The sequence below is a fragment of the Chromobacterium aquaticum genome (genome assembly GCF_021129195.1).
GTDB classification, from domain to species: Bacteria; Pseudomonadota; Gammaproteobacteria; order Burkholderiales; family Chromobacteriaceae; genus Chromobacterium; species Chromobacterium aquaticum.
The window spans coordinates 1-18,268 of sequence record NZ_JAJOHW010000067.1; the positions used below are offsets into that span (position 1 = coordinate 1).

19 protein-coding genes are annotated in these 18,268 nt (G+C 64.0%); 7 read left to right on the forward strand and 12 right to left on the reverse strand.

Annotation, left to right across the window (positions count from 1 at the left end; translation table 11 throughout):
• From LQT98_RS10865 to folE, 3 genes are all read left to right on the forward strand, one after another.
• On the forward strand, window positions 1–1,186 hold a 1,186-nt coding region (locus LQT98_RS10865; RefSeq protein ID WP_231462340.1), incomplete at its 5' end, for a YeaH/YhbH family protein.
• A 168-nt stretch (window positions 1,187–1,354) separates the two neighbouring features.
• Window positions 1,355–2,869, forward strand: a complete 1,515-nt coding sequence (locus tag LQT98_RS10870) for a SpoVR family protein (protein WP_048409198.1) — start codon at window positions 1,355–1,357, stop codon at window positions 2,867–2,869.
• A gap of 142 nt (window positions 2,870–3,011) precedes the next feature.
• Window positions 3,012–3,647, forward strand: a complete 636-nt coding sequence (gene folE / locus LQT98_RS10875; RefSeq protein WP_048409199.1) for a GTP cyclohydrolase I FolE — start codon at window positions 3,012–3,014, stop codon at window positions 3,645–3,647.
• A gap of 149 nt (window positions 3,648–3,796) precedes the next feature.
• Here the strand turns inward: folE and LQT98_RS10880 are convergent, their stop codons facing one another.
• Genes LQT98_RS10880 through LQT98_RS10895 form a run of 4 tightly spaced genes read right to left on the reverse strand, consistent with a single transcriptional unit; the run spans window position 3,797 to window position 6,772 of the window.
• Entirely contained in the window at window positions 3,797–4,582 is a 786-nt protein-coding gene (locus LQT98_RS10880; RefSeq protein ID WP_231462341.1) for an ATP-binding cassette domain-containing protein, read from the reverse strand.
• Entirely contained in the window at window positions 4,575–5,549 is a 975-nt protein-coding gene (locus tag LQT98_RS10885; protein ID WP_231462342.1) for a FecCD family ABC transporter permease, read from the reverse strand. Before LQT98_RS10885 ends, LQT98_RS10880 begins: the two co-directional genes overlap by 8 nt.
• A 36-nt stretch (window positions 5,550–5,585) precedes the next feature.
• The gene (gene dapB, locus LQT98_RS10890) at window positions 5,586–6,392 is read right to left on the reverse strand and encodes a 4-hydroxy-tetrahydrodipicolinate reductase (RefSeq protein ID WP_231462343.1); all 807 of its coding nucleotides are present in this window, start codon (window positions 6,390–6,392) and stop codon (window positions 5,586–5,588) included.
• Window positions 6,389–6,772, reverse strand: coding sequence for an outer membrane protein assembly factor BamE (locus LQT98_RS10895; RefSeq protein WP_231462344.1), 384 nt, complete (start codon window positions 6,770–6,772; stop codon window positions 6,389–6,391). The genes dapB and LQT98_RS10895 overlap by 4 nt, the downstream gene beginning before the upstream one ends.
• Window positions 6,773–6,865: 93 nt before the next feature.
• On the opposite strand from LQT98_RS10895, the gene fur reads away from it, so the two are divergent.
• Genes fur through LQT98_RS10910 form a run of 3 tightly spaced genes read left to right on the forward strand, consistent with a single transcriptional unit; the run spans window position 6,866 to window position 8,713 of the window.
• Window positions 6,866–7,291 carry a ferric iron uptake transcriptional regulator gene (gene fur, locus LQT98_RS10900; RefSeq protein ID WP_048409204.1) on the forward strand — a complete coding sequence of 142 codons (426 nt, stop codon included), beginning with the start codon at window positions 6,866–6,868 and terminating at the stop codon, window positions 7,289–7,291.
• The gene (aat, locus tag LQT98_RS10905; protein WP_231462345.1) at window positions 7,288–7,989 is read left to right on the forward strand and encodes a leucyl/phenylalanyl-tRNA--protein transferase; all 702 of its coding nucleotides are present in this window, start codon (window positions 7,288–7,290) and stop codon (window positions 7,987–7,989) included. Before fur ends, aat begins: the two co-directional genes overlap by 4 nt.
• The gene (locus LQT98_RS10910; RefSeq protein ID WP_231462346.1) at window positions 7,976–8,713 is read left to right on the forward strand and encodes an arginyltransferase; all 738 of its coding nucleotides are present in this window, start codon (window positions 7,976–7,978) and stop codon (window positions 8,711–8,713) included. The genes aat and LQT98_RS10910 overlap by 14 nt, the downstream gene beginning before the upstream one ends.
• A 58-nt stretch (window positions 8,714–8,771) precedes the next feature.
• Here LQT98_RS10910 and LQT98_RS10915 read toward each other — a convergent pair whose 3' ends face one another.
• The 8 genes from LQT98_RS10915 to LQT98_RS10950 are packed head-to-tail and all read right to left on the reverse strand — an operon-like array spanning window position 8,772 to window position 14,779.
• Window positions 8,772–9,305, reverse strand: coding sequence for an outer membrane lipoprotein (locus LQT98_RS10915; RefSeq protein ID WP_231462347.1), 534 nt, complete (start codon window positions 9,303–9,305; stop codon window positions 8,772–8,774).
• A gap of 10 nt (window positions 9,306–9,315) precedes the next feature.
• Complete coding sequence (locus LQT98_RS10920; RefSeq protein ID WP_231462348.1) at window positions 9,316–10,338, reverse strand: quinone-dependent dihydroorotate dehydrogenase; 1,023 nt, start codon at window positions 10,336–10,338, stop codon at window positions 9,316–9,318.
• Window positions 10,339–10,395: 57 nt separating this feature from the next.
• Complete coding sequence (locus LQT98_RS10925) at window positions 10,396–10,986, reverse strand: malonic semialdehyde reductase (RefSeq protein WP_048409209.1); 591 nt, start codon at window positions 10,984–10,986, stop codon at window positions 10,396–10,398.
• Between the two features lie 22 nt (window positions 10,987–11,008).
• On the reverse strand, window positions 11,009–11,842 hold the full coding sequence (gene motD / locus LQT98_RS10930) for a flagellar motor protein MotD (protein WP_231462349.1): 834 nt from the start codon (window positions 11,840–11,842) through the stop codon (window positions 11,009–11,011).
• Between the two features lie 19 nt (window positions 11,843–11,861).
• On the reverse strand, window positions 11,862–12,803 hold the full coding sequence (locus LQT98_RS10935) for a S49 family peptidase (protein WP_231462350.1): 942 nt from the start codon (window positions 12,801–12,803) through the stop codon (window positions 11,862–11,864).
• 41 nt (window positions 12,804–12,844) lie between these two features.
• Entirely contained in the window at window positions 12,845–13,207 is a 363-nt protein-coding gene (locus LQT98_RS10940) for a Rieske (2Fe-2S) protein (protein WP_231462351.1), read from the reverse strand.
• Window positions 13,183–13,842, reverse strand: coding sequence for an HAD-IA family hydrolase (locus LQT98_RS10945; RefSeq protein WP_231462352.1), 660 nt, complete (start codon window positions 13,840–13,842; stop codon window positions 13,183–13,185). Before LQT98_RS10945 ends, LQT98_RS10940 begins: the two co-directional genes overlap by 25 nt.
• 1 nt (window position 13,843) lies before the next feature.
• Complete coding sequence (locus LQT98_RS10950; protein ID WP_048409214.1) at window positions 13,844–14,779, reverse strand: RluA family pseudouridine synthase; 936 nt, start codon at window positions 14,777–14,779, stop codon at window positions 13,844–13,846.
• A 521-nt stretch (window positions 14,780–15,300) separates the two neighbouring features.
• Here LQT98_RS10950 and LQT98_RS10955 point away from each other — a divergent pair.
• On the forward strand, window positions 15,301–18,255 hold the full coding sequence (locus LQT98_RS10955; RefSeq protein ID WP_231462353.1) for an Rne/Rng family ribonuclease: 2,955 nt from the start codon (window positions 15,301–15,303) through the stop codon (window positions 18,253–18,255).
• The last annotated feature ends 13 nt before the right edge of the window (window positions 18,256–18,268 follow it).

Genomic DNA, 18,268 nt, shown 5'->3' on the forward strand with positions numbered 1-18,268 from the left:
CGTCGCCAAGGCGGTCAAGGGGCGCAGCATTACCGATATCGAGAGCGGGGAGAAGGTCTCGATCCCGGTAAAGGATATCTCCGAACCCGTGTTTCACCATGGCAAGGGCGGCATGACGGAAAACGTGCACCCGGGCAATGAGGAGTTCGTCAAGGGCGACCGCCTGCCGCGGCCGCAGGGCGGCGCGGGCGGCGGCGGCAGCAAGGCCAGTCAGGACGGCGAGGGCGAGGACGACTTTGTGTTCCAGCTGTCGCGCGAAGAGTTCATGAATGTGTTCTTCGATGATCTGGCGCTGCCCAATCTGATCAAGACCCAGCTGATGGGCATCGAGGAAATGAAGACGGTGCGCGCCGGCTACACCAATGACGGCACGCCGGCCAATATCAATATCGTGCGTTCGCTGCGCGGCGCGCTGGCGCGGCGGGTGGCGATGGCCGCGCCGACGATGGCGACGCTGGGCGACGCCGAGGAAGAACTCGATTCCCTGATGGAGGATGACGAGGACAACACGCTGGAGATCCGCGAGAAGCGCCAGAGCATTCATCGGCTGCGCGAGCGTATCGCCAGCATTCCGTGGATAGATCCGTTCGACCTGCGTTACAACAACCGGGTCAAGCAGCCCAAGCCCACCAGCCAGGCGGTGATGTTCTGCATCATGGACGTGTCCGGCTCCATGGACGAGCAGAAGAAGGACATGGCCAAGCGCTTCTTCATCCTGTTGTACCTGTTCCTGCAGCGCAATTACGAGAAGATCGAGGTGGTGTTCATCCGCCACCATACCAGTGCGGTGGAGGTGAGCGAGGAGGATTTCTTCCACTCGCGCGAATCCGGCGGCACCGTGGTGTCCTCGGCGCTCAACCTGATGGCGGAGATCGTCAAGAAACGCTACGCCGGCAGCGAATGGAATATCTACGCCGCCCAGGCGTCCGACGGCGACAACTGGGACAGCGATTCCGCCAACTGCGGCCGCATCATGGAGGAGGATCTGCTGCCTTACTGCCAATACTTCGCCTACATCGAAATCACCGAGGGAGAGCCGCAAAACCTCTGGTACGAATACTTGAAGGTGCAGGAACGCAACCGCCAGTTCGCAATGCAGAAAATTCGTTCGGCTTCCGACATCTACCCGGTCTTCCGGGAACTGTTCAAGCGCCAGCCGGCCAATGGCCGCGCCGCCACCGCCTGAGAACGTGTTTACAATCTTGCGAGCCAAGGCGAGACCAGGCGGAAACGAGCGAAAAAGCGGAATGTACACGTGGTACATGAGCATTTTGAGCTCGGTTTCGACGCTGTATCGCCGACGCGCAGCAGATCGGAAACAGGTTCTGAGCGGTCTTGCCAAGGGGGGAGCAACATGACACCGATTTCTACCGGGTCCGAATGGACCTTCGACCTGGTCGACGAATACGACCGGCAGATACGCACCATCGCGGTGGATGAATTCAAGCTGGATGTCTATCCCAATCAGCTGGAAGTCATCACCGCCGAGCAGATGATGGACGCCTACGCCTCGGTGGGCATGCCGGTCAATTACCATCACTGGAGCTACGGCAAGCATTTCGTCGCCACCGAGAAGAGCTATAAGCGCGGCCAGATGGGCCTGGCTTATGAGATCGTGATCAACTCCAATCCCTGCATCGCCTATCTGATGGAAGAAAACTCCATGACGATGCAGGCGCTGGTGATCGCCCACGCCGCTTACGGCCACAATAGCTTCTTCAAGGGCAATTACCTGTTCCGCGCCTGGACCGACGCCTCGGCCATCATCGACTATCTGGTGTTCGCCAAGAGCTATATCACCAAGTGCGAGGAGCGCTACGGCATAGACGCGGTGGAGGATTTGCTGGACAGTTGCCACGCGCTGATGAATTACGGCGTGGACCGCTACAAGCGGCCGCAAAAGCTGTCTCTGGCCAAGGAGCAGGCGCGCCAGGAAGAGCGCGAGCAATACCTGCAGACCCAGGTCAACGATTTGTGGCGCACCATTCCCAAGCGCGACAAGGACGGCAGCGACAAGGCGCCGCCGCGCTTTCCGCCGGAGCCGCAGGAAAACCTGCTCTACTTCATCGAGAAATCCGCGCCGCTGCTGGAGCCTTGGCAGCGCGAGGTGGTGCGCATCGTGCGCAAGGTGGCGCAGTATTTCTACCCGCAGCGCCAGACCCAGGTGATGAACGAGGGCTGGGCCACGTTCTGGCACTACACCATCCTCAATCGCCTGTACGACAAGGGCATGGTCACCGACGGCTTCATGATGGAGTTTTTGCAGAGCCACACCAATGTGGTGTATCAGCCGCCGGTGACGGCGCGTTGGTACAACGGCATCAACCCGTATGCGCTGGGTTTCTCCATGTATCAGGACATCAAGCGCATCTGCGAAGCGCCCACCGACGAGGACCGCGCCTGGTTCCCGGACCTGGCCGGCACGCCGTGGCGCGAGTCGCTGGAGTTCGCGATGAAGAACTTCAAGGATGAGAGCTTCATCTCGCAGTATCTGTCGCCCAAGCTGATTCGCGATTTCCGTCTGTTCTCGATTCGCGACGACGATCACGACGACAAGCTGGAGGTGTCCGCCATCCACGACGACATCGGCTACCGCGACATCCGCGGCAAGCTGGCCGAGCAGTACAACCTGGGGTCGCGCGAGCCCAATATTCAGGTATGGTCGGTCAATGTGCGCGGCGACCGCAGCCTGGTGCTGCGCCACACCATGCACAACCGCCGTCCGCTGGACGACAACAGCGCCAACGAGGTGCTCAAGCATGTGTGCCGGCTGTGGGGCTTCGATGTGCGGCTGGAGAGCGTGGACGGCAATGGCGACGTCAAGCAAAGTTACGAGATGAAATCCAATCTGGAAGCGGTGCGCATCTAGCCGCCGCGGCCGTGCTATAGTCGCAAGCCCGGGCCCGCTGCCAAGCCGGCCCGGGTTTTTCATGCCGCCGGCCATTGCAACTTTCCCGGCCGGCCGGGTTCGAAACGATATTTCGCGCGCCAGCGCCGCCAGGGGAGGCATCATGGACCAGCATTGCGATCATCAGCCGGCGGAACGCCTGCCCCGCGTGGGCGTGGCGCCGCTGCGGCCATTCGATCAGCCGGCTTTCGAGCAGGCGGTCACCGATTTGCTGCGCGCCTGCGGCTTCGAGCCGGCGGGGGATCCGCACCTGGGCAAGACCGCGGAGCGGGTCAGCGCTTTATGGCGCAACCGCCTGCTGGACGGTTACGCCGCCGATCCGCGCGAGGTGTTGGGTTGTGGCTTCGAGGACAGCTCCAGCGAGATGGTGATCATCAGCAATATCTCCATCCACAGCCTGTGTCCGCATCATCTGGTGCCGTTCGAGGGCATCGCCCATGTCGCCTATGTGCCGGGCGGCCGCCTGCACGGCTTCGGCCGCATCGCGCGGCTGATAGACGTGATTTCGCACCGGCTGACCTATCAGGAATGGATTTGCCAGGAGGTGGCGGACGCGCTGGTGCAGTACGGCATGGCCAAGGGCGCGGCCTGTGTGATTCAGGCCAAGCAGATGTGCTTGCAGCTGGGTGAAAACCGGCGCGGCGCGGAAGCGGTGATCACCCAGGGCTTCGCCGGCGCCATCAGCGAGGCGGACCGCAGCCGTTTCCTCAGCGAGTGCAAGCAGGCCACGCATCGCTGAGCGTGCTTAGAACCTGTTCAAAGTCTGCTGCGCTTCGGCGATACGGCGTTGAAACCAAGCTCAAAATGCTCATGTAGCACGTGTACATTCCGCTTTTTCGCTCGTTTTCGCCTTGTCTCGCCCTTGCTCGCGAGACTTTGAACAGGCTCTTAATCGCCGTGAGCGTGGGGCAGCGGCACGAAGGCGCGCAAGGCGTGTTCCTGGCTGCTGAGTTCCGCCAGCCGCACCCCGTAAACCGCTTCCAGTTTTTCCCGACGCATGATCTCGGAGGTAGGGCCGAAGCCGGCGGAGCGTCCCTCGTTCAGCAGCAGCACGCTGTCGGCGTGGCGCAGCGCCAGGTTCAGGTCGTGCACCACCGCCAGCGCGCCGATATTCAAATCGCGGCAGATGCGGGTCACCTGGGCCAGCAGCGCGTCGGCCATCGCGAAATCCAGCGCGGCGGTGGGTTCGTCCAGCAAGAGATAACGTTCCGTCTCCGTTGAGGCCAGCAGTTGGCACAGCGCGCGCGCCAGGTGGGCGCGCTGCTGTTCGCCGCCGGACAGGGTGTGCGCCTGGCGTTGCGCCAGCTCGGTGGTGCAGGTCAGTTCCATCGCCTGGCGGCAGGCGGCGTCGGCGCGGTCGGCATCGGCCAGATAGGCGCCGGCCAGGATCAATTCCGCCGTTTTCCAGCCGGAAGGGGTCAAGGGGTTCTGTTCCATCACCGCGCGCTGGCGTGCCAGCTGCGCGGCGGATTGCCCGGCCAACGGCCGGCCGGCCAGTTCCACCGCGCCGGCGTTTGGCCGCCGCAAACCGGCCAGCAGGCTCAGCAAGCTGCTCTTGCCGGCGCCATTGGGGCCCAGCACCATGTTCAATTCGCCCGGGGCGACCTGAAGCGACACCTGTTCCACCAGGTTGCGGCCCTGCACGCTCAGGCCCAGCGCGCGCGCTTCAAGCATGCCATTCCTTTCCATTGCCCTGACGCAGCAGCCACAGGAAGAACGGCGCGCCGATCAGGCTGGTGATCACGCCCACTGGCAGCTCGCTGGGCGCCAGCAGGCTGCGCGCCAGCCAGTCTGAGGCGATGGCCAGCAGCGCGCCCAGCATCGGCGCGATCCACAGCAGCCGGCGCGCGTTGCCGCCCACCAATTGCCGCGCCAGGTGCGGGCCCATCAGGCCGATGAAACCTATCATGCCGCAGGCGGACACCACCAGGCCGGCGGCCAGCGCGGCCAGAATCACCACCTGCCATTCGCGGCGGCGCACTTCGAAGCCCAGGTGGAAGGCGGCGGTTTCGCCCAATTGCAGCGCGTTGAGAAAGCGCCATTGCCGGTGCAGCGCGAGCCAGATCAGCGGCGCGGCAACGCACAGCAGCGCCGCCTGCGGCCAGTCCACGCTGGCGAAGCTGCCCATCAGCCAGAAAATCACCACGCGCAAGGAGCCGTCGGGCAGGGTGGTGATCAGCAGGGTCAGCAGGCTGCCCAGCAAGGAGCTGATGGCGAGACCGCTGAGGATCAGCCGGCTGCCGCCTTGCTGAGTCTGGCCCAGCAGGCGGATCAGCAATAAGGAGGACAAGCCGCCGGCGAAGGCGGAGGCGGACACCGCGTAGAGTCCGGCGCCCAGGCTCAGCGCGGCGGCCGCGGCCAGCGCGGCGCCGCTATTGATGCCGATCAGGCCGGGTTCGGCCAGCGGATTGCGAAAGCGCGCCTGCACCGCCGCGCCGGCGCTGGCCAGCAAGGCGCCGGCGCTGGCGCTGGCCAGCAGGCGCGGCAGCCGCAGCTGCCACAGCAATTGCCATTCCAGTTCCGGCAGCGCTTGGCCGGACAGCAGGCGGGATGCATCGATGCCGCTGCCGTGCAGCAGGGAGGCGAGGGAGAGTAGGAGCAAGCTGGCCGCGAGGGCCAGCGTCAGCGGGAAGAGACGCATGGCAGGGAGGGCGGGGAGTGGCCTCCCCGCTGGCGCTCAGCGCAGGCCCAGCACGTCCTGCATATCGAACAGGCCCTTGGGTTTGCCGGCCAGCCAGCGCGCGGCGCGCACCGCGCCATTGGCGAAGGTGGCGCGGCTGGAGGCCTTGTGGCTGATTTCCACGCGTTCGCCTAGGGCGGCGAACAAGGCGGTGTGATCGCCGACCACATCGCCGCCGCGCACGGTGGCGAAGCCTATGGTTTGCGGATCGCGCTCGCCGGTCACGCCTTCACGGCCATAGACCGCGCATTCCTTCAGGTCGCGGCCCAGCGCGTCGGCGATGACTTCGCCCATGCGCAAGGCGGTGCCGGACGGCGCGTCCACCTTGTAGCGGTGGTGGGCTTCGATGATCTCGATGTCGTAGCCTTCGTTCAACACTCGCGCCGCCATGTCCAGCAGCTTGAAGGTGAGGTTGACGCCGATGCTGAAATTGGACGCGAACACGATGCCGATCTTGTCGCCGGCGGCGCGGATCGCGGCCTTGCCGGCTTCGTCGAAACCGGTGGTGCCGATGATCATCTGCACGCCGCGCTCGGCGCAGGCGGCCAGGTGTTGCAGCGTGCCTTCCGGGCGGGTGAAATCGATGACGGCGTCGGCGCCTTCCAGCGCCTGGGCGAAGTCGGTGCTGATCTTGACCCCGGTCTGCTGGCCGATGAACAGGCCGGCGTCCTGGCCGATGAATTCCGAACCGGCACGCTCAACGGCGGCGTGCAGCGCCACGCCGGGCGTGCCCAGCGCCGCTTCGATCAGGGTCTTGCCCATGCGGCCGCCGGCGCCGACGATGACCAGCTTCAAGTCGCTCATGGCTTGACTTCCTGGGCCGGAGCGGAGGCTGCCAGCGCCGGGCGCTCGGCCGGCTGCGCCTGGCCTTCCACCCGTTCCAGCATGTCGCCATTGAAGTACACTGTCAGCAGACGGTTGCTTTCCTTGTCCAGCCTGCCCTGTTTGACATCGCGGTAGGAGTAGTCCCAGCGGTTGGCGTGGAAGGGGTCGGCCAGCAGCGGCGAACCCAGCAGGAAGCGTACTTGCGAGCGGGTCATGCCCGGCTTGAGTTTGGCAACGGCATCCTCTGTGACATAATTGCCCTGCTGGATTTCCATCTTGTGCGGGCTGAGCCAGTTCAGGGGATTCATCGAACTGCAGCCGGAGAGGGCAATGACGGCGGCAAAAATCAGGGCGCGCATGATACTCCGTGACCGAATAGTTATGAGGCTGTAATTAGGCAAAGCCGTGAAAAGGCTTTATCATGATCTGAAATCGACCCACTTTATATCACGATGAGCAAAGCCAGTCACCTTAAAGATATCGGCCTCAAGGCCACCGGCCCGCGTCTGAAAATCCTCGATTTGTTCGAAGAGGAGAACGCTGGCCACATGTCGGCGGAAGATGTCTACCGCAAGCTGCTTGCGGAGAATATCGACATCGGCCTTGCCACCATCTACCGCGTGCTGACCCAGTTCGAGCAGGCGGGCATTCTGGTGCGCCACCATTTCGAAACCGGCAAGGCGGTGTACGAGCTGAACCAGGGCGGCCATCATGATCATATGGTGTGCGTCAGCTGCGGCAAGGTGGTCGAGTTCTTCGATCCCGAGATCGAGGCGCTGCAGGACCGCATCGCCGAGCAGCACGGTTTCCGCATCGTCGATCACGCGCTGTATATGTACGGCGAGTGCCCGGACTGCCTCAACGCCAAGAAGGCATGATTCCCTGGCTCGGTCCTGAGCCGGTCTTCCCTCCGACGCGGCTGGCTCTGCGTGAACCCAACGGTTTGCTGGCCGCCGGAGGCGATCTGTCCCCGCAGCGCATCCTGGCTGCCTACTCCCAAGGCATTTTCCCCTGGTTTTCCGAAGGCGAGCCCATTCTGTGGTGGTCGCCGGCGCCGCGCATGGTGCTGTGTCCGGCCGAACTCAAGGTCAGCCGTTCCATGGACAAGGTGCTGCGCAATCAGCGCTATGAAATCCGCGTCGACACCGCCTTCCGCGAGGTGATGGCCGCCTGCGCCGAGCCGCGCGGCCAGCAGCAGGGCACCTGGATCGTGCCGGAAATGGTGGAAGCGTATTGCCGGCTGCATCAGCTGGGTTATGCTCATTCCTTCGAAACCTGGGTCGACGGCGAACTGGTCGGCGGCCTGTACGGCATCGGCCTGGGCTTGATGTTCTACGGCGAATCCATGTTCTCCCGCCGCAGCAACGCCTCCAAGCTGGCCTTCATCCACATGGTGCGTCACTTGCAGGAGCAGGGGGTGACGATGATAGATTGCCAGATGCACACCCGCCATTTGCAGAGCCTGGGCGCCAAGTTGGTTTCGCGTCAGACATTTCTTGCTACTCTAAAAGAGAATGCCCGACGGGCGCAGCCCGCCGCGATGTGGAACTACCGGTATAGCCATGAGCCATCGTGATCCCGGCCCGACTGTGGCCATCCATTTCTACGCCACCGCGCCTTATCCATGCAGCTATCTGGCGGGGCGGCAGGCGCGCTCTCAGGTGGCGATCCCGGCCGAGGCGATCGATGGCGAGGTGTATAGCCAACTGGTGAAGCTGGGCTTCCGCCGCAGCGGCCTGTACACCTACCGGCCATATTGCGATAGCTGCCAGGCCTGTGTGCCGGTGCGCATTCCGGTGGAGCGTTTCATGCCGGGGCGCACTCAGCGCAAGGTGGCGCGCCGGCTGGAGGCGATGCAGGTGCGCTTGCTGCCGCTGGAGTTCGACGCCGAGCACTATGCGCTGTATCGCTGGTATCAGCAGTCGCGCCACGCCGGCGGCGGCATGTCCGACGACGATCCGCACCAGTACTCGGAATTCATTCTGAAGAGCGGGGTGGACAGCATGTTGGCGGAGTTCCGCCTGGACGGCGAATTGAAGATGGTCAGCCTGATCGACCGCCTGGCCGACGGTCTGTCCGCAGTGTACACCTTTTATGATCCGGACGACGCCAAGTCCAGCCTGGGGGTGTTCAATGTGCTGTGGCAGGCGGAGCTGACGCAGCGGCTGGGCCTGCCTTATCTCTATCTGGGCTACTGGATACGCGAATGCCAGAAAATGTCCTACAAGGCGATGTACCAGCCCTTGCAGGCCTTGATGGACGGGCGCTGGGTGGAGCTGGCCAGGCCGCGGGAGGAGTAAGCGGGCAATCAAAAAGGCCGGGGTGACCCGGCCTTTTTAACTTGGGCTGCCGCTTGGCTTAGAACGGCACCACGCGGTCGTTGCCGCCGCCGGTCAGCACGCGCACGCGCTGGTTGGCGGAGAACGGAATGTCGGCTTCTTGCACGATGGAGATCATGCGGCCGGAGCCGTCCAGCTTGACGGTGATTTCCAGCGCGTTCTTGGTCAGCCCGCGTTGAGCGGCCTGAGCGCCGAAGCCGCCGGCCAGCGCGCCGACGATGCCGCCGGCGATCTGGCCCTTGCCGCCGCCGATATTGCTGCCGGCCAGGCCGCCCAGCGCGGCGCCGCCCAGGGTCAGCAGCTCATTGTTGCTGCCTTCCATTTTCACGTTCTGCACCGAAACCACGGTGCCCAGCTGCACGGTCTGCGCCTGGCGCATCTGGCCCTTGGAGTAGACGGCGGCGGAGTCGGAGGTGGCGCAGCCGGTGAGAATGCCCGCGCCCAGCAGGGCGGCCACGGAAAGGCGGATCAGTTTGGTGTTCATATTAGAGAGTCCCATATTGTTCAGCGAGCCGACCGGCTCTTGCTCGCCCAGCTTGCGCTCGGGCCGCATGGAGGCGGTCTTATTGTTTGGCGCGGATGGCGTTGGCGCATTCCGCTACCAGGGCCGGGCCTCGGTAGATCAGGCCGCTATAGACTTGCACCAGGCTGGCGCCGGCCTCTAGTTTTTCCACGGCATCCTGTCCAGACAGGATGCCGCCAACTCCTATGATAGGCAGGGCGCCGTCAAGTTCCTTGGCTAATTTGCGAATAACTGTTGTCGAACGCTGCTTGACCGGCGCGCCGGACAGGCCACCGGCCTGTTCCGCCAGCGGATGGCCGGCCACTTCCGCGCGCGACAGCGTGGTATTGGTGGCGATGACGCCGTCGATGCGGTGCTCGGTCAGCAGGCGGGCGATGGCGGCGATCTGCTCGTCGTCCAGGTCCGGCGCGATCTTCAGCGCCAGCGGCACGTGGCGGCCGTGCTTGTCCGCCAGCGCCTGCTGTCTGTGCTTCAGCTGCGCCAGCAGGCGGCCCAGTTCGTCGCCTTCCTGCAATTGCCGCAGGTTCTTGGTATTGGGCGAGGAGATATTGACGGTGACATAGCTGGCGTAGGCGTAAACCTTGTCCAGGCAGGCCAGGTAGTCGTCGGCGGCGTTCTCTATCGGGGTGGTGGCGTTCTTGCCGATATTGATGCCGAGCACGCCCTGGAATTTGCAGCGGCGCACATTGTCCAGCAGCGTGTCCACGCCCAGATTGTTGAAGCCCATACGGTTGATGATGGCTTGATGCTCCGGCAGGCGGAACAGCCGCGGCTTGGGGTTGCCGGCTTGCGGGCGCGGCGTGACGGTGCCGATTTCGATGAAGCCGAAGCCCAGCGCGGCCAGCGCGTCGATATGCGCTCCATTCTTGTCCAGCCCGGCGGCGAGTCCCACCGCGTTGGGGAAGGTCAGGCCCATGACTTGCACCGGCTTGCGCGTGGCGCCGTGGCAGGCCAGCGTGCTCAGGCGCAGCTTGTGCGCCTGGTCCAGCATCGCCAGCGTCTGTTCGTGGGCGGTCTCTGCGTCAAAGCGGAACAGAAGCGGGCGCAGAAGCGAATAGAGCATCTTGTTTCTCCAGGCAGCAAAATGCCCGGCATTATAACCGGGCATGGGCGGGGCGGTTTAAAGAATCTGGCAGGCGTCGTCGAAGTCGAAGCGCGGCGAGCGCGGGTAGAGCTTGTCGGCGGCGCCGTAGCCCAGGTTGACCAGGAAGTTGGACTTGAAGCGGCCGTCCGGGAAGAAGGCCTGGTCCACCGCGGCGTTGTCGAAGCCGGACATCGGGCCGCAGTCCAGCCCCAGCGAACGCGCGGCCAGGATCAGGTAGCCGCCTTGCAGGCTGCTATTGCGCGCGGCGGTGGCCTGGATCGCGGCTTCATTGCCCTCGAACCAGCTTCTGGCGTCGGCGTGCGGATAGAGCTTGGCCAGGTGTTCGTAGAAGCGCATGTCCTGGGCCACGATCACGCAGACCGGCGCGGCCATGGTTTTTTCGACATTGCCTTCGGCCAGGCAGGGCTTGAGCTTGGCCTTGGCGGCGTCGCTCTGCACGAAGATGAAGCGCGCCGGCGAGCAGTTGGCGCTGGTGGGCGCCATCTTCAGCAGGTCGAACAGCTGGTGCAGGATTTCGGCGCTGACCGGGCGGTCTTGCCAGTGGCTGTGGGTGCGGGCGTTGAGGAACAGCTGTTCCAGCGCGGAGTGATGAATCGGGGTGCTCATATCGTGCTCCTCTCGAGGGGTGTTAGCGGCCATTGGCCAGTGATGCGTCTTGTGGCGATAGCACTTCGGCGTCGCTCAGCCCGCTTGCCAGCACGGTGATGGCGACGCGGCGATTGCTGGCGCGGCCGTCGGCGGTGGCGTTGTCGCCCACCGGCAGGTTGGAGCCACGGCCCACCGCCACCAGCCGTTCCGGCTTGATGCCGTTTTCCTGGAACAGGCGCACCACGCTGCCGGCGCGCGAAGCGGACAGTTCCCAGTTGGACGGGAAGTAGGAGTTGCGGATGGGCACGGTGTCGGTGAAGCCTTCCACCCGGATCGGGTTGTCCACCTTGGCCAGCTGCAGCGCCATATTGGCCATCAGCAGCCGCGATTGATCGTTGGGTTGTGCCTGACCGGTGGGAAACAGCGCGGTGTCGCGGATGTCTATGGTGACGCCCTTGCTGCTGTGGGTGATGGTGACCTGTCCGCTCTGGACCAGCGGGTCCATCACCTTGGCCAGGTCCTGGGTCAGTTGACCCAGGCGGGCGTTTTCATCGCCCTGGCCGCCGCCGGGCTTGCTTTTGTTTCCGGCCGGCTCTCCCTTGACCGCCTTGGCGATGGGCTTGGTCTCGGGGATCTCTATCATGGTGTTGGCCCCGCCGCTGGGCGGGGTGGTGTTGATATTGATGGTGGAGCCGGAGCGGAAGGCATCGACGATGGCGGAGGACAGCACGCGGTATTTGCCCTCGTTGACCGAGGAGATCGCGTACATCACCACGAAGAAGGCGAACAGCAGGGTGATGAAGTCGGCGTAGGAAACCAGCCAGCGTTCATGGTTCTCGTGTTCTTCTTCCTGCCGTTTTCTTCTGCGCGCCATGGTGTGCCTTGCCGGGGGGTCAGAACAGCTTGGTGTTGAACAGGCTCTTCACGCCGCCGGCGAATTCCACGCCGATCTTGCGCGCCACTCGGCTGGACAGATCGTCCTGCTGAGTATAGTCCACGGTTTTCTCGGCCTTGATCACGTCGCGCGCCACCGAGCGCACCGTGCCCAGGCCATCGGCCAGGCCCAGCGGAATGCTCTTTTCGCCCAGCCAGACCATGCCGGAGAATAGTTGCGGGTCATTGGCCAGGCGTTGGCCGCGGCCGGCCTTGACCGCCGTGATGAACTGGGCGTGGATGTCGTCCAGCAATTGCTGGCGGATGGCTTCCTGCTTGGGATTGACCGGGGAGAATGGGTCGCCCATCGCCTTGTTCTCGCCGGAGGTGCGCAGGCGGCGGTCCACGCCCAGTTTTTCCATCGCGGCGGTGAAGCCGAAGCCGTCGGACAACACGCCGATGGAGCCGACGATGCTGGCCTTGTCGACGAAGATCTTGTCGGCGGCGGCGGCGATGTAGTAGCAGCCGGACGCGCATACCTCGTTGACCACCACGTAGACCGGGATGGACGGGTGCAGCTTCTTCTGGCGGCGGATTTCGTCATAGGCCATGCCGGACAGCACCGGGCTGCCGCCGGGGCTGTTGGCGTCGATGATGATGCCCTTGGTGTTCTTGTCGCCGTAGGCGTCGGCGAGCGCCTGGCTCAGTTTATTGGCGGTGTCGCTCTGGCTGTCGATCACGCCTTCCAGCGTGATGACGGCGCTGTGGCCGGAGCCGGTGAGGCCGGCGGCGGCCTTGTCCTCGTTGCGCATGAACAGGCTGAACAGGATGAAGCCGATGATGATCAGCCAGATCATGCGGAAGAAGATCTTCCATTGCCGCGCGCGGCGTTGTTCCACCAGCGCGGCGCTGGCCAGTTTTTCCAGCAGTTGGCGCTCCCAATGATTGGAGTTGTCGCTCATTATGTGGTGCTCCCTTGGTAATCCCTGGAGTCTAGCAAAGATCAGGGTGCCGGGACATTGATGTAAATGCCGTCGTCCTGTTCGCTGACCGGCACTGGGATCAGGCGCTGGCCGCGGCAGGGGCCGGACACGCAGTAGCCGGTGTGCGCTTCGTAGCAGGCGCCGTGCATGCTGCACACCAGATAGTGGCCGCTGAGGTCGAATACTTCGCCGTCGCGCAGGTCCAGTTCCACCGGGATGTGGCGGCAGGCGTTGACATAGGCGTAGACCTGGCCGCGGTAGCGCACGGCGAAGGCGGATAGCGGCGGCGCGCCATCCGCCTGTTCGATTTCAAAGCGCCAGGCGCGGCCGCCGTTTTGCAGGTCGGCGGAGGCGCAGATCAGCCTAGCCAGGGCAGCAGCCATGCGCTCAGCTCGGCGTAGGAATGGAATAGCGCCAGCGGCTGGCAGCTTTCCAGGCGCTCGCTGTCGTGAGCGCCAAAGCTGACGCCCACGGCATGGCAGCCGGCGTTGTTGGCCATCAGCAGGTCATGACTGGTATCGCCTATCATCAGCGTGCGGCGCGGGTCCGCGCCCAGCACCTCGGTCAGCGACAGCAGCATGTCCGGGTGCGGCTTGGAATGGCACTCGTCCACGGTGCGGGAGGCGTGGAACAGCGGACCAAGCCCGGTTTGCTCCAGCAGGCGGTTGAGGCCGGCGCGGCTGTTGCCGGTGGCCACCGCCAGGAAAACGCCGCTGGCGGCGATGGCGTTCAGGCAGTCCTCGGCGCCGTCGAACAGCGTCACCTGGTGCTGATTGGCGTGATAGTGATGGCGGAAGGCCTCGGTCAGTCGCGGCAGTTGCTCGGCGTCGGCGGCCGGGCAGGCCTGTTGCAGCGCTTCGGCCAGGCGCAGGCCGATGACGTGGCTGGCCTGCTCGCGGCTGGGGATGGGGAGCGCGAGATCGGCGCAAGCCTGCTGGATGGACTGGCTGATATGGGCGGTGGAGTCCATCAAGGTGCCGTCCCAGTCGAACACGACCAGATCGAAGCGAGTGTTCATCTCAAGACCTCAGGCTTTTCAGGAAGCGCTCCAGTTCCGCCGGCAGCGGCGCTTCCAGTTTCAACGGCTCGCCGGTCAGCGGGTGGGGTAGGGACAGGCTGCGCGCGTGCAGGAACATGCGCTTCAGCCCGCGCTTGGCCAGTTCCTTGTTCAGCGCGAAGTCGCCGTATTTCTCGTCGCCGGCGATCGCGCAGCCATTGGCCTGCATATGCACGCGGATCTGATGGGTGCGGCCGGTGCGCAGGTGGGCTTCCACCAGCGTGAATTCCGCAAAGCGCTCCTTGATCGCGAAATTGGTGTGCGCGTACTGGCCGTTTTCGGCGTCGCTGACCCGCACGCGGCGCTCGCCGTCCGCGGTGTGGAACTTGAACAGCGGCAGTTTGACCTGGCGCGCGTCGTCCGGCCATTGGCCTATGCCCAGCGCCAGATAGCGCTTGTCCGGCACATTGGCGCGCATCATGTCGTGCAGCTTGGTCAGCGCCGAGCGCTTCTTGGCCAGCATCAGCAGGCCGGAGGTCTCGCGGTCCAGCCGGTGCACCAGTTCAAGGTAGCGCCAGTCCGGATGCGCTTGGCGCAGTTGTTCGATCACGCCGAAGGACACGCCGCTGCCGCCGTGCACCGCCACGCCGGCCGGCTTGTCTATCACCAGCAGCGCATTGTCTTCGTACACCACCGGGAAGGTGGCGGCCGGCACGTTCTTCTCCGCGCGCTCGGCGACGCGTATCGGCGGGATGCGCAGTTCGTCGCCGGCCTGTACCCGGTAGGCGGCGTCAATGCGGCCCTTGTTCACGCGCACTTCGCCGGAGCGCAGAATGCGGTAGATATGGCTTTTGGGCACGCCTTTGAGCAGGCGCACCAGGTAGTTGTCTATGCGTTGGCCGGCGTCGCTGTCGTCCACTTGGACGAAGGAGACGGAATCTTTGCGAATGTCTGTCATATTGCTTATACTTCTGGCGCTGTCCTCATGGTGTGTTGCACCGGGATGACGGCAAAATGTCAAGCCAAGGTCACGGCATGTTGCGTGGCGCTGCTGCATGAAGTCGGAGTCGGCCGGCAGGGATTTACAGACCCTGACCTGATGCCGCCGCGACATTTGCAGCCAAGGTTAACTCGCTCACCGAAAAGCAGCGATGGTAATGCATTTGTACGCATAACGCACTCACGAGTATTCCATTTCCTGATGCTAAGCCAGTCAGGAAATTTTGCAGCGAAGTTTGACCCGGCATGCTAGCCCCCCTGTACTGTATGTCCTGCCCTCGAGGTAGGCCGGTGATCCCGGAGCGCCAATTGCGCACATGAGTCAGGTCTGCGTGTGATCGATTTTCAGGAAGTAGGCTTGTCAAAACTGTTTTTTTCGATCTTTACATCGACACTTCTTTCGGAAAGCGCCCATCAATAGTCACTGGGCCGTCAAATACTGGCTGCATCCCTTGCGTGAGTGCTGCGCAAGGAATGTAAATGAAACGCATGTTGTTCAACGCAACGCAGGCCGAAGAGCTTCGCGTTGCTATTGTCGATGGGCAAAAGCTCGTCGACCTCGATATCGAGACCGTAGGCAAGGAACAGCGCAAGGGGAATATCTATAAGGGTGTGATTACCCGTATCGAGCCCTCCCTTGAGGCTTGTTTCGTCGATTACGGCACCGAACGCCACGGCTTCCTGCCGTTCAAAGAGGTCTCCCGCTCCTATTTCCAGGGCTATGACGGCGGCCGCCCGCGCATTCAGGATGTGCTGCGCGAAGGCATGGAAGTCATCGTCCAGGTGGAAAAAGACGAGCGCGGCAACAAGGGCGCGGCGCTGACCACCTATATCAGCCTGGCCGGTCGTTATCTGGTGCTGATGCCCAACAACCCGCGCGGCGGCGGCGTGTCGCGTCGCATCGAGGGCGAGGAGCGTCAGGAGCTGAAGGATCTGCTGTCGCAGCTGGAAGTGCCGCACGGCATGAGCCTGATCGCTCGCACCGCCGGCATCGGCCGCAATCTGGAAGAGCTGCAGTGGGATCTGGGTTACCTGATGCAACTGTGGCGCGCGATTGAAGGCGCCGCCGGCGCTCAGAACGCGCCGTTCCTGATTCTGCAGGAAGGCAGCCTGGTGATTCGCGCTATTCGCGATTATTTCCATCCGGACATCGGCGAAGTGCTGATCGACACCGAGGAAATCTACGACCAGGCCCGTCAGTTCATGAGCCATGTGATGCCGAACATGCTGTCGCGTGTGAAGCTGTACAAGGATCATGTGCCGCTGTTCTCCCGTTTCCAGATCGAACACCAGATCGAAACCGCCTTCGCCCGCAGCGTGCAGCTGCCGTCCGGCGGCGCCATCGTGATCGATCACACCGAAGCGCTGGTTTCCATCGACGTCAACTCCGCGCGCGCCACCAAGGGCGCCGACATCGAGGAAACCGCCGTCAAGACCAACCTGGAGGCGGCGGAGGAAATCGCCCGTCAGCTGCGCTTGCGCGACCTGGGCGGCTTGGTGGTGATCGACTTCATCGACATGGAAAGCGCCAAGAATCAGCGCGACGTGGAAAACCGCCTGCGCGACGTGCTCAAGCATGACCGCGCTCGCGTGCAGATGGGCAAGCTGTCCCGTTTCGGCCTGCTGGAATTGTCGCGTCAGCGTCTGCAGCCCAGCCTGGGCGAAACCAGCCACGAAACCTGCCCGCGCTGTCACGGCATCGGATTCATCCGCGGCACCGAATCCTCCGCGCTGCACATCCTGCGCATCATCCAGGAAGAGGCGATGAAGGAAAACACCGGCGCGGTTCACGCGCAGGTGCCGGTGGACGTGGCCACCTTCCTGCTCAACGAAAAGCGTTCCGAGATCCATTCGATCGAAGAGCGTCTGGACGTGGACGTGGTGCTGATCCCGAACATCCATCTGGAAACCCCGCATTACAAGATCGTGCGCGTGCGTCACGACGATCTGGCCGAAGCCGGCGAAGCGCCGAGCTACAAGCGCGTGGAAGTGCAGGAAGAAGACGTGATCACCAACTTCGGCCATGAAAAGCCGAAGCTGGAACGCCAGGAAGCCGCGGTGAAAGGCATTACGCCGCAGCAGCCGGCGCCGTCGGTGGAGGCCAAGGTGGCCGCGCCGGAACCGAGCTTGTTCGGCAAGCTGGGTTCCTGGATCAAGAGCCTGTTCGCCGAGCCGGAAGCGGTGGCTCAGCCGGTGGAGAAGAAAAAGCCGGCGGCTCAGTCGCAGCAGCGCGGCAACCGCCAGCGCAATGGCGAACGTCGTCCGGGTGGTCAGGCGCGTCGCGAGCATGAGCAGCGTCGCCAGGGTTCGGACGAGGCCAAGCCGCGCCGCCCCGAGCGCGCCGAGCGTCAGGACGGCGAGCGTCAGGAACGCCAGGAGCGTCCGGAGCGCAAGGAGCAGCCGCAGCGCGAAGAGCGCCAGGAGCGTGGCGAGCAGCCGCGCAATGGTCGCCGCCGCGAGCGCGACAATGGTCGTGAAGGCCGTGAGGGTCGTGAAGTTCGCGAGCCCCGCGAACTGAAGGACGCGCCGCGTCAGCAGCAGCCGCGCGAAGAAGCGCCGCAGGAACGTCCGGAGAAGCTGGAAAAGCCGGAGCGCCAGCAGCAGGAGCCGCGTCGTCGCCCGGCGCCGCAAGTGGAAGAGCCGGCCTTGGAGCAGGGCAAGCCGCTTGAGGAAGTGCGCGCCGATGTCGACGCTGAGCAGCAGGAGCGCAATGAGCGTCGTCGTCGTCGCAGCCGTCGTGATCGTCGTCGCGATGAGCCGGCGGCTCAAGAAGGCGCGGCCGAGGCTGGTGCCGTGGAAGCCGGCGTTGCCGAAGCCGCTGTGCCGGCCGTGGCCGCGCTTGCCGTGACGGCCGCCGTGGTTGCGGTGGAAGAAGCCGCGCCGGAAGCGCCGGCCGAGGTGGTGGAGCCGGTTGTGGCCGCGCCGCTGGAAACGGTGGCGGAAGCGCCGGTCGCAGCCGAGGTTGAAGCGCCGCAAGCGTTTGCCGTCGAGCCGATCCCGGCTGTTGCCGAAGCGCAGCCCGAGGTGGCCGCTGTTGTTGTCGAACCGCAGCAGGAAGTGGCGGCTGAGGCGGTACAGGAGCAGCCGCTGGTCGAGAGCGTGGTCGAAGCCGAGCCGGTGGCGCAGTCTGTGTCCGAGCCGATGCTGGCGGTTGTGTCCGAGCCGCAGCCGGTGGTGGAAGAAGCCGCCGTCGAAGCGCCGGCCGTGGAACCGGCTCCGGTTCAGGTCGAAGCCAAGCCGGTGCAGCTTGAAACCCGCGCCGAGCCGGCGGATCTGGGCGGTCTGGTGATGATATCCACCAAGGCCGTGGCCGAAGTGCCGGTGGCGCAAGAGCCGGCATTGCAGCAAGGTCCGCGTCGCCGCGATGTTACGCGTCAGGCTCAGCAAGATGCGGCTCCAGCTGCGCTGGTGCAGGTGGAAACGCGCAATCCGTGATTGCGCTAATGTC